Origin of the sequence: Mucilaginibacter gossypii (genome assembly GCF_017569325.2) — a bacterium.
GTDB classification, from domain to species: domain Bacteria; phylum Bacteroidota; class Bacteroidia; order Sphingobacteriales; family Sphingobacteriaceae; genus Mucilaginibacter; species Mucilaginibacter gossypii.
Genome location: NZ_CP071878.2, coordinates 6,112,445 through 6,128,765, shown reverse-complemented (window position 1 = coordinate 6,128,765; position 16,321 = coordinate 6,112,445). Strand labels below are relative to the sequence as shown.

The following is a 16,321-nucleotide window of genomic DNA, read 5'->3' as shown; positions in this document are numbered from 1 at the left end:
AATGGAAATTACCTTTAAACAAACAGCGAGTGAAGGACTTTTCAGTTATTTATTCGTTAAACAGGCGGCCACCGATAATGATTCGGCGCGGTATTTCAGGCATTTGCACCATTACCTGTCCCTTGCTAAGCAATTAACATCAGGGCTAAACTGTTACATACTTACCCGTTATTCTCCTTTCTTAACGGATGTTTTGAAGCTCGTACACACAACAGATTGGCATTATCATTTACAGTCAGATGATTTTGAGGGATTAGGTAAGGATCTTGGATTCAGTCAGTCCAACAGATCGGGTAACGGCAATATCGTTAAAGAACAAAGTGCTTATTTTCCGCTTAACGACCTGCTGACACTGCAAAGTTTTCCCGAGGATACTTTTGGCGATACCGCTACGCCGATCACAATATTCGCGCTTAAACCAGGTTCGGAACAAGATCTCCACGCTTTTTTGTCAACCCAGCGAACGCCTTACCTGCCGGAACTTTTACTCGAAAAGGAACTTTTTATTCATATTCTCTGCGGAAAATGTTCCGGTTATTATGATACAGTATTAATAAAATCGATCCGGGATATAGCACATAAGATAACCGTGGTTAATCACAATGAACAGGGGAAATAGTATGATAATAAATGATGAAAGTGAATGGACAATAGTGCTCAAACTATTATTGGCAGTCATCCTCGGCGGCGTGATTGGGCTGGATCGCGAAAAGCATGGCCGAAGCGCAGGCATCAGGACTTATGCCGCCGTTTGTCTGGGCGCCGCTTTATTCACGGCTATCGGTGAGCACATGGGCGACCTGGCGGCAGCGTCACGGATCATTGCCAATATCCTGGTTGGTATCGGCTTTTTAGGGGCGGGAATTATTTATAAAAATGACGTCACCAATAGCTCCAGCGGATTGACAATGGCGGCCACGATCTGGTGCACGGCTGGTATAGGCGTGGCAATAGGACTGAATATGCTGATCATTGCTTTTGTTGCAACAGGTGCGCTTTATGCGCTGCTGGCTTTGCACCATCAGTCATGGTACACCAGATGGAAGAAAGAAATGCAAGCCAAACACGGCGCTGAAAAAAATGATGAGGAATAATATGGAAAATAATGATTTAATACTGGCGGAGATCCGCGAACATCAGGACACCGTAGCAACGCTTACCGATCCGGAACTACTAAGTTCCATAACAGCGGCTGCCAGATTGGTTACGAGTGTAATTGCGGCAGGGAAAAAAATACTGGTTTTCGGCAATGGCGGATCAGCCAGTGACGCGCAACATATTGCCGCAGAATTTACCGGCCGATATGTTAAAGAAAGGCGTGGCCTTCCCGCCATAGCGTTAACAACCGATACATCGGCCCTAACCGCGATCAGCAATGATTATGGATTTGCCAGAGTTTTCGCCCGTCAGGTGGAGGCGTTGGCACAACCCGGCGATCTGGCTATCGGAATATCAACAAGCGGCAACAGCGAAAATGTACTACAAGGTTTGATCACAGCGAAAGGCCTTGATTGCCATACACTTGGCCTGACAGGTAACGGTGGCGGCAAAATAGCTACATTATCAGATGTGTTACTGAATGTGAATTCCAAAACTACAGCCCGTATTCAGGAAATGCATATCCTGATCGGGCATGTCCTATGCAGTGCGGTCGACAGAATTTATGAATAGGTAGGTATGCAAGTAGTGATTATGATAGCTCAGTTCATGCTGGGTATTTCTTTATTGGTGACGGTACACGAGTTAGGACATTTTATTGCCGCCAGGGCATTTGGGATAAAAGTAGAAAAGTTCTACCTGTTTTTTGATGCCTGGGGCTACAGCTTATTCAAATTTGAGTATAAAGGAACGTTGTATGGCATAGGCTGGCTCCCCTTGGGAGGCTATATTAAAATGGCTGGACTTCACGAGCCTGAAGATGAAGACCCGGGCAGCGTCCCTGATTTTGAAACGGAAGCCGGATCGTATAAGACTAAGCCCGCCTGGCAGCGGTTAATTGTCATGTCCGGGGGTATTATACTAAATTTGTTATTGGCGTTTTCCATCTTTTCCGTGCAAACGGCGATCTATGGTAAAGGATACATTCAACGCCTTAAATCAGATTACGGAATAACGCCTGGTGAAATTGGGTTAAAGGCAGGGTTATTGCCCGGCGACAAGATCGTCGCCATTGACGGCGACTCCGTCTTTTATCAGGATGAATTATTGAGCACGCGCATCCTTAAAAGAAATACCATATTAACGGTCATCAGAAGTAAAGCGGATGAAAAGGTACATATGCACCTGAAGATCTCGCCGGAGATCATGCGTTTGCTGGCAGATAAAGCGCCAACGGAATTCTTTCGTATGAGTACCATTTTTAAATTCGATTCCATTTATACCAACAGTGAGCTTCGCAACGCGGGCATCAAGAAAAATGACCGCGTGGTAGCGCTTGACGGAAAACCACTGCATCAGTACGATGACTTCATGGTAAGACTGCAGGAGAATAAGCAAAAGCAGATATTGCTTACCGTAATTCATGATGGCAAGACCAGCCAGGTACTTGCCCATAAAGATAAGGACGGCCATATTGGGTTTTCGCTAAAGGCGGTTCACCCCAAATTAAAATCCGTAAAGGTAACTTTGCCGCAATCCTTAGGTGTCGGGGCGACACGCACCTGGTCTTCGTTTTCCGATAATGCCAAGGGATTAAAGGATATTATGGAGGGTAAGGTTAAGGTCGCCGACGCAATTACCGGCCCAATAGGGATCGCAATGCTTTTTGGAGGAAAGCTGGACTGGCTACGATTCTGGCGGTTGCTTGCTTTGATTTCAACAGCCATTGCTTTTTTTAATCTACTGCCCTTGCCGGTTCTGGATGGCGGTCAAGCTTTGTTTATTGGGATCGAAGCAGTCCGTGGAAAACCGATGAACACGACGGTCCTGGCCTATGTTCAGATTAGCGGGTTAATCATAATTGTGCTTCTCGCTATCTATGTATGTTACATTGACATTGCCCGGCTGATCATTTAATTATTTATCATGAAAAGTATATTTGTTGCCTTTTTGATTTGCTATTCCGCTTGTGGGCCGATTGATAAAGTCCGGGCTGCTGTAAAAACGCTACATTATTGTTTTCCATCAGATACTTCCATTAGCAAATTGCTGCAAACACGTATATCCACGTTTAAAGCGATACCGGTGGAGAACGGAACGGATAATTATTATGTCAAGCTGATGCTCGCCTTATATGACGGCGCAAACGACATGATAAAAATGCAGGCTGGCAAAATATCGGATACCAATGTTTCGCAACAATCCTTATTATTTCAAAGATTTCATGATCAAATGAGCAATCGATATGTAGCTTTTCTGGCGGTTAAATCACATGAGAGCCGGGTCAATCCGCGTTTTAAAGCTATGGCCGATGTTGCATTACAGCATTTCAGCCGGTTTGAGTTTCAACAAAACCAAACGTCAAGTAGCCTTCTCACAGCACTGTTAATCGAATTTTATGAAAACATGGATCAGATCAGTGTTGCGTTTATATCAATGGGTGAAAGCGAGCGTTTAAAAAAATTAGCTTGGGATAGTATTAAAAAGCAAAACGCATTGATTGACCTGCTAAATAAACGACAATGAATATTGTAGCAAGATCTGAAAGGTTCGTCAGGAAATTTATCTCTGAAAATCTTCCGAATAATATATACTTTCATAACGAAATTCATGCTCAGGATGTCGCTGAGGCGGTGAAGGAAATTGGCAGGGTTAGCGCTGTTACTCACGAGGATATAGTTGTTCTGGAGGTAGCCGGATGGTTTCACGATACCGGCTATTGCTTTGAATATGACGGACATGAAAACTCAAGTATTAATATTGCCGATGGTTTTTTAAGCTCCGAAGCATGTAGCAGGGATTTCGTTGAAAAAGTAATAAAATGTATAAGGTCAACCCGCTTCCCGCAACAACCCAATGGTCTTTTGGAACAGATCATTTGCGATGCAGATCTCTATCACTTATCGAAGAAGAACTACAATGATTATGCCGTTCGCCTCCGGGCAGAATGGTCGTCAATCTTGCTCAAAGGTTTACTGATCGGGATTGGGATTTACAGAATATTGGGATGATGAGCAAACACCGGTATCATACTGGTTACGGACAACAGATTCTGGAGAGTAGAAAACAATTGAATATCAAAAAGCTTATTTCAGCGCTGGTTTAATAGATGTCGATTCAAATCATCTTTTATTGGTTCATAAAATGAAGAAATGTTTAGTCTTTGTCTTGCCACTCTTTATAACTATATATTGCAACGCTCAAAACATTGTCTTAAGTGGAATTGTCCGGGACTTTGATTCTAAAAACTTTTTACAGGGTGTTACAGTTCGGGTTGGCGAGACTAGTATCGCCACTGACTCATTAGGGAAATTCAAAATTACGATTGAGCTTTCGCAATTTAAACAAGTGGGTATTCGTTTTACAAGTGTCGGGTACAAACAGTTGTTTCTAAACTTTACTGGTAATTACGCTTTTGACATAGAATTGCGGGCAAGCTATGTTGAACTTGCTGAAGTTAGAATTATGGGTACAGGGTCTGCTATTTTAAAAAAGGCAATAAGTCGTATTCCGGATAATTATCCACAAAAACCTTATATATTAACAGGCGCGATGCGGCTACAATATTTAAAAAATCGGTCAGATTTATTCAATAGCGATGCAATTGTACAAATATATGTTCCCTCATATTATGAAAATAAGCATGAAGAAGTAAAACTGATTCAAAATAAAATCGATACAATTACTGACAAATCTTTAATTTTCATCAAATGGATTGGAGGATATTTAACAGTGCCTCATGCTGACATCATCCATAACCGTGCGCCTTTTATTACAGCGTCGAAAGTAAAAGAATTTCAATATCAGTTGATGCAAAAAAGATTGTATCATGATAGGAATGTTTATGTCATCAACTTCTCGCAAAGAGATTCTACTAAAAAGCAAAAGGCAACCAGTGGAACATTATATATAGATACAGCCACTTATGCTTTTGTTGGCGCTGACATCAGTTACTTTAACGTCACGCGTTATGGCACTTTGCCCAAGTCAAAGCTTCAGTACCATATTGCTTACCGTCTTTTAGGTAACCGCTGGTACGTACAAGAGGCCTATATGAAAGGTAATACCATTTATAAAAAGGAAAATCCCACTACAACAACCAATTATATTACCTCAAAAACAGACACATCTAACATCGGGCCATTTGCCTATGGGGATATAATTCAAGAAAATGATGTAACTCAAAACATTTCAAAACAAGGCGATTCTTCAATTTGGCTTAAAGCTGACACACTACTTAGCCATTCTGAGCGATACAATTATTTGAGTAAATTATCTGCTGATATAACTGATACCATACGAACAAACAGGAACTCAGTAAAGCAAAAAAGCAGTTGGTTAAATTATTTTACGAAGGATAATTTTCATTATTCGTTAACTTTTATAAAATTCCCTGTCAATATTGCAAACTCATCAACGCACATTTCAAGTTTTGTAAAATACGGATTTCAGATAGGGACGTATTTTCGCCTATATAGATCCTTGTTTTTTCAATTTGAAGGATCGGGGAACACCGGTACAGATAAAATTAATTTTTCCCAATATGCTTTTCATTTGTCGAATGACATTGTTTTAAACAAAGATGCACACTCTATTACACTCGCCCCCTATTTTGGATACAATCTATTAACAATCAATGAGAAGAAAGAAAATGAAAAAGGACAGGCAAACTATTTTATTTATGGCCTTTCGGGTGCATTTGAAATAACACATAGCGTTTCTCTCCTGGTTTCTTTCGCCCGAAATCATTTTACACTTTCAGGTAACACCTATTTTCAACCCACAAACACAATTCTTTTTGCAGGAGTACTGATAAAACAATAAGTTAGTGCTTCCTCATTACATGGACATACTGTATAATCCCTTCAATGATCATCAGTGACATTAATATACCTTAGTATGATCAATGATACGGATAATTTTGATCCACACAAGGCGTGGCGATACATTGCGTGTATAATGCGTAGTATGGTTCTGCGGTACCCTCTTTTTACGACGTTGCATAGAGATTTAGCTGATCAGGATACTTTCCAAGAATTTTCTTGAAACGCTGACCGTGTCGCCGTTATCGATCTTGATACCAGCAGATTGGTCGAAGTCAATAAATTGCTCAACGACTATTTTACAGCCGATCTTAATATCCAGTTGCTTCAGTTAATTTAAAAACATGGATGAACTGTCTTTCACAAAGCTTAAACTTGCTGCATTCACTATCATAACTTTATTGGTTTACGGAAGCATTGGCGTAACCAAGGTGTTCAAGGCCATTCAATTCCCATAAAAATAATAACTTTCAGACAGTCACTTCCCACTGAGCAAATTGCTTGCTGCCCGCGTCGCTAAATTCCAAAGCGATACCAGTGGAAAGCGGTTCCGACAATTACTATGTTAAGCTCATGCTGGCATTGTACGATGGAGCAAATGAAATCGTACAATACCAAATAAGAAATGGACAATCAAACAGCGTTTCACAACAATCGGCACTGTTTCATCGCTTTCATAGTCAAATAAGCAACCATTTTGTCTGTTTTATGTCGGTTAAATCCAAAGAAAAAACTGTAGACGCACGCATTAATTTAACAGTTGAGGCCTCTTTTACAACATTTCAGCAAGTTAATCACCGGCCAAACATAAAATCCAGCAATCTGCTTGCAGCTGTCCTAATTGAATTCTATGAAAACATGAACCGAATCCGTATGGATTTAGTATCAATTGGCAAAGTGAAAGCGTTTTGCAGGAGTCATCTGCGCAAACTGCTTTAAGGGCAGTCAGGACCTTTGGATGCGTCGAAGGTACGATTACCGGGATGTGTTTCGTTTTTGGGTTTTCTTTTAGCGTAAAGCATAATAATGTACCTTCTTCACTTTGGCTGATGATATCCAGGATGATGACATCAAATTATAGTCAATAATCGCTTGTCATATTTGGCTCTGCGTATCTATTCTAAAACCTTTACCTCATAACCTTCATCTTCGCATATCAGGAAAACAATTCGACAATGACCGGATTCTGCACTATAACACGGACTTTTTCTTCATTTTGTTGAAATAAACATTAAACGTAATATATTTATTTATCCACTGAAGCGCACCTGTACCAAGGCTGTTCTAAAGTAACGACTCTGCCACTTTACAAATGCAAGTATTAGCTTACTGTAAAAGTTTTCTGTATAGCTCGCCGTAATAATGTTTTTAACTTTAACCAGGCAGACCTGTACAAACTTGGCTGACCTTGAGCAAATTTGCGTGGAGTAATAAGTGAACACGGATATAAATTGCCCCACTTTAACAACTGATAAGCAGCAATTACAGCAAAGGCCAATAAAGTATAGGTTTACGAAACAAAATAACAATAAAAATGTTAACTTAGATAGTTAATGAGAAAAAAAGCGGCGCTTCTGTTATTTATCTTTTTGCTCAACTCTATTATTGGGCTTGGTTGTACTTTGCACCAGACTTTTCAGGATCTGCCTGATCATCATGAACATCAGAATGGTTTTCATACCATAGTTAATAAGGTTAATGTTTACCGCTCCTTAAACGAAAAAAATAATCATCCTCCTAGTTTTCAAAACGAGGAAGATGCATGCTGTCAGAACGGCACGTCCCGATTCAACTCGTTGGCCAAAGAAACACCCCAAGGTAACAGGATTTCATTTGACGCACCTCAGAAAATATTTTTTTCTTGTGTCCCACATATCGTCAAGATTACCAGTTTATTGCCCCGGATTAAAACTAGTAAAAAGGTTTCCCAATGGCCGCCCTCTTGGACGATGCGGATAGCTATCCAGCGTTTCCAGATTTGATAAACTCCAATAATTTTCCTTTTCATCATTCGAAGGAATAATTGACCCGTGACTTTTTTGGCCATTTTATCGTCCATCAGTCAAAGTTAATGTTTGGTGGAATGCCTTGAAAATGGTTATTGCTAAGCGCCATTGTTTTTAGCAATGCCTGCTTATTTCATTATGGAGTCCGGTATCGCTTTGAACCGGTCAAATATCAAATCTTAAATATTAAAACTATGTTTTCAGGATTTCCCTCGTTACATCCATTAATTATACACTTTCCTATTGTATTGATTTTAATGGCATTTGCTTTCCAGGTCATTATTGTTGCGAAGCCGCAATGGCATCAAATTAGGTGGGCCACATTGGCGATCATGGCCGCGGCTTTTCTTTCCGCATTAGCGGCCAGCACTTTGTTCCATGCTGATCCAGCTGATAATACGCCTAAGGCTGCTATGGCAATATTTGCAGCGCACGAGAAGTATGCAAAGTACACTTTATGGTTATCGGGCATCACGTTGCTTTTAAAAGCAATAGGTGTTTTTGCAAAATTTTATTCCAGGTCATATAATGCAGTCGTTCTGGTATCAGCTACACTTGCTGCTATTTGTTTGTCCATTGCTGGCCATCACGGTGCACGGTTAACGCATATCGCCGGTGTAGGGCCAATGGGCAGATATTTGATGAAAGAGGATGATATGGGTAAAGAACATGCGAAATCCGGCAAACAAGATAGTCTGATGAAGATGGATTCCACCATGAAATAACCGGCTTTCCCGCTAATCAGGCAGCATGCGGCCAACTAATACGATCAATTCCGATGAGGCACAAGACACTTGGATTTTTTGCGTTATTTTTATTTTATGCCGTGACCGTTCATGGTCATGGCAGGAATAGATACGTCTCGTCCGGTTTCGATAATCAGGATACCACAGTTAGTTTCAATAGTATTATTGACAAGATGAATGTGCAATTCGGTCAGTTGCTCATGACGGGTAATACTGACCGGGATATTGTCATGTTAATTATCGTAAGCAATCTTGGTGCTGTCGATATGGAAATGCTGGAGATGCAAAAGGGAAAAAACAACCTGTTGGTCCGGAATGTCCGGAAAATGATAACTGACCGTATTCATGAAACTTTAGAATTGAATAATTTCCTGGTTAAAGTGAATTTCCATGTAAACTATGATTCCGGACATAAAGAAACCGGCATAAGCCGCCAAATAGATTCGTTTGCCCAGCATACAAAAAACACTTTTCCAAGTAGGCTAACAACCGACGAGGAGTTTGTGCTGCTGATGATTGACCTCGACCAGCAAGGTTTAAAAATGGCCAAGCTATTATCGAAGTATGGGCATGATAAGGAACTGGGGGCTTTTTCTAAAAAGCTAATAAAGCGTTTACGTACGGAAATGGGCGAATTATCAGCCTATTATCAGCGAAGTGGCAGACCTGCCATAAACAGACCGGAACATCTTTAATTGCTGCGTCATTCGTTAAAGTAACAGACAAGAACATTGCCGAGCGTTAACTTTTAAGTAAGAGCTTACAAATTGACCTTTCGATTACACTATCCCGTAAATTATTGTCTATGTCAATTCCTAAAAAGAAAAAAATTAAAAAGCCCGCCCCTGAAAAGAAAAGGCCCTGGACAGTCGCCAGAATAATTAAGGAAGTTATCTATACGCTTGTGTTCTTGTTAAGCATGGCGGGAATTGTTGTTGTTTTATGGGCGATATTCCATACGCACCTGCATTAAACAGCAACTAATTATGTTAAGACGGCACAATCCCGTTTTGACCAAGAAAAAGTTTGGACTTAAATAATTATGTAATTCTTTCCCTGAATTATGTAATAGTGATAAAAAGATGAGGCGTAACTTTGTAACGATATATTTAATTTAGAATGACAGCACCAACTCAAACACTTACTTTTCCTGTGACCGGCATGACCTGCGCCGGATGTGCGGCCAGTGTAGAATCAATGATCAATGCACAAAAAGGTGTAGAAAAGGCGGAAGTTAATTATGCTACACAGTCGGTAAAAGTAGCCTTCCATCCAGCTTTGATACAACCCTCAACCTTGCAACAGGCTGTACAATCTGTGGGGTATGATTTGATCATTGATACGGTTAATGGGAGGAAAAAACAAGAAGAAGCCCGGCAAAGCCATTTGGAAAAACTAAAGAAGAACATCATTTGGGCCTCAATATTAACCGTTCCCGTTGTATTGATTGGGATGTTTTTCATGAACGTTCCTTATGGGAATTACATCATGTTGGTACTGACAGCGCCTGTATTATTTATTGCGGGCAGGAGTTTTTTTATCAATGCCTGGAAACAGGCCTGTCACGGCAGGGCCAATATGGATACGCTTGTCGCGATGAGTACAGGAATCGCTTTTGCATTTAGCGTTTTTAATACCGTATACCCCGAATTCTGGTATCGTCAAGGGCTGATGCCCCATGTATATTTTGAAGCCGCAGCTGTAGTGATCGTCTTTATTATGTTGGGCAAGCTTCTGGAAGAGCGGGCCAAATCGAATACTTCCTCCGCTATCAAAAAATTGATCGGGCTGCAACCAAAAACCGTATTACTAATTACTGAACAGGGAGAAATAGAAACGCCCATTGCAGATGTTCAGGTTGGTAACCGTTTGCAGGTTCGACCAGGTGAAAAAATCCCCGTTGACGGCGTCCTATTTGAAGGGAACTCTTTTATTGACGAGAGTATGATCAGCGGTGAACCAGTTCCCGTTGAAAAAAAGGCAGGTGATAAGGTATTTGCAGGAACAATAAATCAAAAAGGCAGTTTTCGTTTTACGGCCGAAAAAGTAGGAAGCGCAACGATGCTGGCCCAGATCATCCACTTGGTTCAGGAGGCGCAGGGTTCAAAAGCGCCGGTGCAAAAACTTGTCGATAAAATTGCTGGCATTTTTGTGCCGGTTGTCATGTTAATTGCGTTGCTGAGTTTCGGGGCATGGATACTGTTTGGCGGGCAGCACGCCCTCACCCAGGGGCTATTAGCGATGGTGACGGTGATGGTGATCGCCTGCCCCTGCGCTTTAGGACTGGCAACGCCCACCGCAGTTATGGTCGGAATCGGTAAAGGTGCTGAAAACGGCATTCTTGTTAAAGATGCTGAAGCACTGGAACTTGGTTATCGTGTTAATGCTGTTATTCTTGATAAAACCGGAACATTAACCGAGGGCAAGCCAAAAGTCACAGATCTGGCCTGGACAAAAGAGGCCGAAGAGGACCGATCATTTCTTGCAGGGATTTTGCTGTCGTTAGAACAGCAATCAGAACATCCTTTGGCGGCGGCCATTGTAGAACATCTTAAAAATCTCGCTATAAAACCTGTTTCCATGAGTTATTTTAAAAGCCTAACCGGACGTGGGGTTGAAGGTTTGCGTGACGGAAAGCCTTATTTGGCCGGTAGCCCAAAACTGGTTAACAGCATTAACATCAAAATACCGGATGATTTGAAAAAGCAACAGGATCTGTGGCTGAATTCCGCTAAGACTGTTATCTATTTTGCAGATCATACATCGGTACTGGGGATCGTCGGCATTCAAGACAAGATTAAAAGCAATTCCGCGCAGGCGGTAGAAGATTTAAAAAAACAAGGCATCGAAGTTTATATGGTCACAGGTGACAACCGGCAAACGGCGAACAACATTGCAGCTGCAGCAGGAATTGATCATGTCATAGCAGAAGCGTTGCCTTCAGATAAAGCAGACTTTGTTAAACAACTGCAAGCCGATGGAAAGGTCGTAGCTATGGTCGGCGACGGTATCAATGACAGCCAGGCGCTCGCGCAAGCTAATCTTTCCATCGCGATGGGACAGGGTTCAGATATCGCAATGGATGTTGCTAAGATCACGCTAATATCGCCCGATCTTACGCAGATCGCCAAAGCGTTAAAGCTTTCGCGGCTGACGGTCCGTACCATAAGACAGAATTTGTTTTGGGCATTTGTTTACAACCTGATCGGCATACCTATTGCGGCGGGATTGTTATATCCTTTTAATGGATTCCTATTGAATCCGATGATCGCCGGGGCGGCTATGGCACTAAGCTCCGTATCTGTGGTGAGCAATAGCCTCCGGCTGAAATTGTCAAAAATTAACATTTAATATAAATCAATAACATGGAAACTTTCAAATTCAAAACGAATATCAACTGTGGTGGCTGCATAGCAGCTGTAACCCCATCATTAGACAATTTAAAGGGTATAGATAAATGGGAGGTAGATACAGCCAATCGCGACAAGGTGCTTACCGTGCAGGCAGAAGGATTGACTGCCGAACAGATCATCGAAAGCGTGACGGCAAAAGGCTATTTTGCACAAAGAATTGATTAGCAAACTAGCAGACAGAAATCCTGCTGCGATGTCAGCGGGATTTTAATTTAAAAGAAAAATATATAGCCAAGAACAATTGTAACTTTTTTGTGTAGTAATAAGGAATGAAGAAGTTTAGTGCACTGATCTTGGCGGCCTTATACCTGATGTTAACATCAGGGGTATCAGCCTGCTTTTTTCATTGTTGTGCCGATGCAGGCCCCGGCTATGTTAACAAGGGGGCCGCATTGTCTAAAACTGATTCTTGTGACGACGATCATTGCTGTGACGAGCCATCGGAAGACTCCGCTTATCAAATAAGAAGTCAACATTGTACTTGCTGCAACCAGCAGAACTTATCGGTGATCAAGGAAAATATTGCCGGATCATCAGAATTACATTTGGAGGTGTATCAACCTCCACTTCACGGCGTCTCATATTGCCAGGATATTGTTGTTCAGACACGCACAGATCAATTCAAATGGCCTATTTCTAAAGCACCGCCTGATGCCTCGAAGCCATTTATATACATTCTAAATCGTTCCATCCTCATTTGATTTTTAGCTGCCGCACCCCACGCGGCTGGTATTTTAATGTTCAATCATTAACCACTTGAAAATCGAATATGCTTCTTCATATAAAAAATATGGTTTGCGACCGTTGCATTATGGTCGTCAAACAACAAATTGATAATCATAATTTTCTGATCTCTGACATCAGCCTTGGTGAGGTTCAGTTCCATCCCGAACCTAACGAGGCACAGATGCAGCAGATAGCTTCCTCGTTAAAGATCCTGGGTTTTGAGATCATCGATAAGGAACGTGACCGGCTGGTAGAAAAGATCAAAAATACCGTTATCAAGCTGATTCACCATTCCGACCTGACCGATGTTCATCAAACCCTCAGCAGTATGCTTGCCGAATCCCTGCAAATGGAATATTCATATCTGAGTCGTATATTCTCCGATCACGAGGATGTAACTATCGAAAAGTTCATCATTCAGCAAAAGATAGCAAAGGTGAAGGAATTGCTGCAATATGGTGAGCTGAATATGAATGAAATAGCTAATGTTATGGGTTATAGCAGCAATGCACATTTGTCTAATCAATTTAAAAGCATCACTGGTTTGACTCCAAGTGAATATAAATCAATCAATAAAAGCGACAGGAAACCACTGGATAAAATTTAAGCTCATGAAAATCACCATTAACTTAATAATCATCTTACTGCTTGGATTTGGTCATTCAGCCCAATGTCAACAAAAAAAAATGCGTATGGGCGACACCACCATGCACATGAAAATGCCGATGCCTGCCTCAAAAAATGTCATAAAAAAACCTGCAAAGTCGACTGCGGTGACTCATCATGTGCCTTCAAAAAATACTTCGGGGATGCCAGGGATGAAAATGGAGGGCAGTTCAGGTAAGCGTTCGGGCATTAAAAAAAGAAGTAAGGCCATGCCAGGGATGAATATGAGCAAGGAAAGTATGCCCGGAATGAATATGAAGGAAAAGACGGGAATGCCAGGGATGAAAATGAGCAAGGAACGTATGCCCGGAATGAATATGAAGGACAAAACGGCAATGCCCGGAATGAAGATGCAAGATACTGGCATGAAGCAAATGGATATGCAGAAACAAATGAAAATGGGTGACGGGATGCCGGGTATGCCTATGAAAGCGATGACTAAACAGGGAAAGGACACTATAGCCAGTATGTCCTCTACCCTGAATGATCATTTTATTCATGCCGGCAAACGGATAAACTACGACCTCTATATCACGGATACTATTGCTAACTATACCGGAAAACCGGTAAAAGCAATGGCGATAAACGGCCATATACCAGGCCCCACGCTATCATTTACGGAAGGAGACACTGCTTATATTCGTGTTCACAACCGGATGAAAACAGAAACGTCTATTCACTGGCATGGTGTTTTGGTGCCCAATCAGTACGACGGTGTGCCTTATCTGACCACAGTGCCGATCATGCCGGATTCCACCCATCTGTTTATTATACCTCTCAGGCAAACCGGTACTTTCTGGTATCATTCACATACAGATTTGGACGAACAGTCTGGTCTTTACGGCTCCATTGTGATACATCCTCAAATGAAAAGCAAAGAATACCCCGAACAAGTGATGCTTTTTTCCGACTGGACGGATTATAAACCGAAAGAAGTGCAAAGGATGTTAAAACGTGGAACCGACTGGTTCTCCATTCAGAAAGGAAGCGTACTCAGTTACGGCGGAGCGATCACAAAAGGTTACCTGGGCGATAAATTAAAGCTGGACTGGAGGCGTATGCCGGCCATGGATCTGGCGGATGTCAAATACGACCGGTTTCTGGTCAATGGCTATACTGATCAGCAGTTGTCGAAATTCAAACCGGGCGAGATCGTTAGGTTGCGCATTATCAACGGTTCATCTTCCAGTTACTTTTGGTTGAATTACGCCGGAAGCCAGATGACGGTGATCGCGGCTGATGGCCTGGCTGTAAAACCTGTGACGGTTGACAAGATCCTGATCGGAACGGCAGAAACTTATGACGTACTTGTCAAAATACCCTTAAAAGGCAAATATGAATTCCGTGCGACCTATCAGGATGTCTCAGGGAAAGTGTCGGCCTGGTTTGGTTCTGGTGCCGAAGTTAAAGTGAAAGACATTCCTCCCGTGCCGTATTATAAATTGACGCACACCTTTAACCGGATGATGAGCCAGATGAATATGTCTATGAATTCCGTGCCCAACTCAAAAGTAAAAAACGACGGCCTGGAATTCAGCAAAAGTACCGGCAAAATGAAAATGGATGGCATGGATATGGGTGACATGAAAATGGATGATAAAGCAGCTAAGCCTATGCCTGAAATGAAGATGAACGGCATGGACATGAAGGGCGATTCAAGCATGAAAAAAATGGTCGGCGAAAAAGGGAAAAAAATGCCCATGAAAGACACGAAACCAGGTATGGGCGGCCAGCAGAAAGACATGGGTAACATGGATATGGGAGACATGGGAAGCATGAATATGACCGATGACGGTAAGGGCACAAAGATGGGGCCGGGTGGTTCTATGCTGCTTGGATTAGGTGGTGAAGGGAAAATACTGACCTACGATATGCTTCAGGCCAACAGTTCCACAGCCATAGAAGGGAACCATACGGTCAGGACTTACCACCTTTATCTTACCGGCAGTATGATTCGCTACACGTGGCTGATCAACAATAAAGCTCTATCGGAAGCAGACAAATTATTGATCAGAAAAGGCGAGGTTGTACGGTTTGTTTTACATAATACCACGATGATGGAGCATCCTATGCACTTGCATGGGCACTTTTTCCGGGTTCTGAATGCTATGGGTGATTCCGCGCCGCTGAAGCATACCGTCAGTATCGAACCTATGCAGGTTAAGACGATTGAATTTTTAGCAGATGAAGCGCATGATTGGTTTTTTCACTGTCATACCTTATATCATATGATGTCCGGTATGGCCAGAGTAGTCCGTTATGAAGATAACCCCAGCAATGCCGAGGTTGCGCCCTATCAGAAAAATAACCCCCTTTTAAAAGATGATCGCCGGTGGTATACCTGGGGCATGGCCTCCTTTCATTCACAAACCAGTGTCGGGTCCATTTTCATATCGAATACGCGGTATGAATTCAACGCTAATTACAGGTTCAGCTACGACGGACGTTATGAAATTGACCCGCGTTTCCAGCGGTACCTGGATAATAACCAGTATTTGGCTGCTTATGTGGGGGGCAACTTTGAGCAGACAGAAAAGGGGAGGCTGTTTCGTCGTAACGGCGATAACAGCGCGGTAGTTGGTTTGCGCTACCTTCTTCCGCTTTTCTTACAAACAGATGCGCGTATCAGCAGTAAAGGGCAGTTTCGCTTCACGATTAGCCGGGAGGACATACCACTTACTACGAGGCTGTACATGGGCTCCTCTTATAATACAGATAATGAGTTCCAGGTCGACACGCGTTATATCCTTACCAAAAATTTTGCGGTTTCGGCAAGCTACGATAACCAATATGGTTTTGGCGGAGGTCTGACCATCATCTTATAAAATCTATCATGTAATCAT

Annotated in this window: 16 protein-coding genes; 15 read left to right on the top strand and 1 reads right to left on the bottom strand. The window is 42.1% G+C overall.

What is annotated here, in order from left to right; all coding sequences use genetic code 11:
• Nucleotide 1: 1 nt before the first annotated feature.
• From J3L18_RS26175 to J3L18_RS26140, 8 genes are all read left to right on the top strand, one after another.
• Nucleotides 2-619 carry a hypothetical protein gene (locus J3L18_RS26175; RefSeq protein WP_129568238.1) on the top strand — a complete coding sequence of 206 codons (618 nt, stop codon included), beginning with the start codon at nt 2-4 and terminating at the stop codon, nt 617-619.
• Nucleotides 603-1,094 carry an MgtC/SapB family protein gene (locus J3L18_RS26170; protein ID WP_223266104.1) on the top strand — a complete coding sequence of 164 codons (492 nt, stop codon included), beginning with the start codon at nt 603-605 and terminating at the stop codon, nt 1,092-1,094. Before J3L18_RS26175 ends, J3L18_RS26170 begins: the two co-directional genes overlap by 17 nt.
• Nucleotide 1,095: 1 nt before the next feature.
• Nucleotides 1,096-1,671 carry a D-sedoheptulose 7-phosphate isomerase gene (locus J3L18_RS26165; protein WP_129568237.1) on the top strand — a complete coding sequence of 192 codons (576 nt, stop codon included), beginning with the start codon at nt 1,096-1,098 and terminating at the stop codon, nt 1,669-1,671.
• A 6-nt stretch (nt 1,672-1,677) separates the two neighbouring features.
• Entirely contained in the window at nt 1,678-3,015 is a 1,338-nt protein-coding gene (rseP, locus tag J3L18_RS26160) for an RIP metalloprotease RseP (protein ID WP_129568236.1), read from the top strand.
• A 9-nt stretch (nt 3,016-3,024) separates the two neighbouring features.
• The gene (locus J3L18_RS26155) at nt 3,025-3,624 is read left to right on the top strand and encodes a hypothetical protein (protein WP_129568235.1); all 600 of its coding nucleotides are present in this window, start codon (nt 3,025-3,027) and stop codon (nt 3,622-3,624) included.
• The gene (locus tag J3L18_RS26150) at nt 3,621-4,109 is read left to right on the top strand and encodes an HD domain-containing protein (RefSeq protein ID WP_129568234.1); all 489 of its coding nucleotides are present in this window, start codon (nt 3,621-3,623) and stop codon (nt 4,107-4,109) included. The genes J3L18_RS26155 and J3L18_RS26150 overlap by 4 nt, the downstream gene beginning before the upstream one ends.
• Nucleotides 4,110-4,242: 133 nt before the next feature.
• Entirely contained in the window at nt 4,243-5,922 is a 1,680-nt protein-coding gene (locus J3L18_RS26145) for a peptidase associated/transthyretin-like domain-containing protein (RefSeq protein WP_129568233.1), read from the top strand.
• Nucleotides 5,923-6,458: 536 nt separating this feature from the next.
• The gene (locus J3L18_RS26140) at nt 6,459-6,860 is read left to right on the top strand and encodes a hypothetical protein (protein WP_129568232.1); all 402 of its coding nucleotides are present in this window, start codon (nt 6,459-6,461) and stop codon (nt 6,858-6,860) included.
• A 904-nt stretch (nt 6,861-7,764) separates the two neighbouring features.
• Here J3L18_RS26140 and J3L18_RS26135 read toward each other — a convergent pair.
• Entirely contained in the window at nt 7,765-7,980 is a 216-nt protein-coding gene (locus J3L18_RS26135) for a hypothetical protein (protein WP_112658173.1), read from the bottom strand.
• Between the two features lie 141 nt (nt 7,981-8,121).
• Here J3L18_RS26135 and J3L18_RS26130 point away from each other — a divergent pair, with 141 nt between their 5' ends.
• The 7 genes from J3L18_RS26130 (at nt 8,122) to J3L18_RS26105 (ending at nt 16,303) form a co-directional block, all read left to right on the top strand.
• A complete protein-coding gene (locus tag J3L18_RS26130; protein ID WP_112658175.1) occupies nt 8,122-8,652 on the top strand; it encodes a DUF2231 domain-containing protein in 531 nt (176 codons plus the stop codon).
• A 53-nt stretch (nt 8,653-8,705) separates the two neighbouring features.
• The gene (locus J3L18_RS26125) at nt 8,706-9,368 is read left to right on the top strand and encodes a DUF305 domain-containing protein (RefSeq protein ID WP_129568231.1); all 663 of its coding nucleotides are present in this window, start codon (nt 8,706-8,708) and stop codon (nt 9,366-9,368) included.
• Nucleotides 9,369-9,792: 424 nt separating this feature from the next.
• Nucleotides 9,793-12,024, top strand: a complete 2,232-nt coding sequence (locus J3L18_RS26120) for a heavy metal translocating P-type ATPase (protein ID WP_129568230.1) — start codon at nt 9,793-9,795, stop codon at nt 12,022-12,024.
• A 14-nt stretch (nt 12,025-12,038) separates the two neighbouring features.
• Nucleotides 12,039-12,251, top strand: a complete 213-nt coding sequence (locus J3L18_RS26115; protein WP_129568229.1) for a heavy-metal-associated domain-containing protein — start codon at nt 12,039-12,041, stop codon at nt 12,249-12,251.
• Between the two features lie 104 nt (nt 12,252-12,355).
• On the top strand, nt 12,356-12,787 hold the full coding sequence (locus J3L18_RS31160) for an HYC_CC_PP family protein (RefSeq protein ID WP_112658183.1): 432 nt from the start codon (nt 12,356-12,358) through the stop codon (nt 12,785-12,787).
• A gap of 68 nt (nt 12,788-12,855) precedes the next feature.
• Nucleotides 12,856-13,419 carry a helix-turn-helix domain-containing protein gene (locus J3L18_RS26110; RefSeq protein ID WP_112658185.1) on the top strand — a complete coding sequence of 188 codons (564 nt, stop codon included), beginning with the start codon at nt 12,856-12,858 and terminating at the stop codon, nt 13,417-13,419.
• A gap of 4 nt (nt 13,420-13,423) precedes the next feature.
• Nucleotides 13,424-16,303 carry a multicopper oxidase domain-containing protein gene (locus J3L18_RS26105; RefSeq protein WP_112658187.1) on the top strand — a complete coding sequence of 960 codons (2,880 nt, stop codon included), beginning with the start codon at nt 13,424-13,426 and terminating at the stop codon, nt 16,301-16,303.
• The last annotated feature ends 18 nt before the right edge of the window (nt 16,304-16,321 follow it).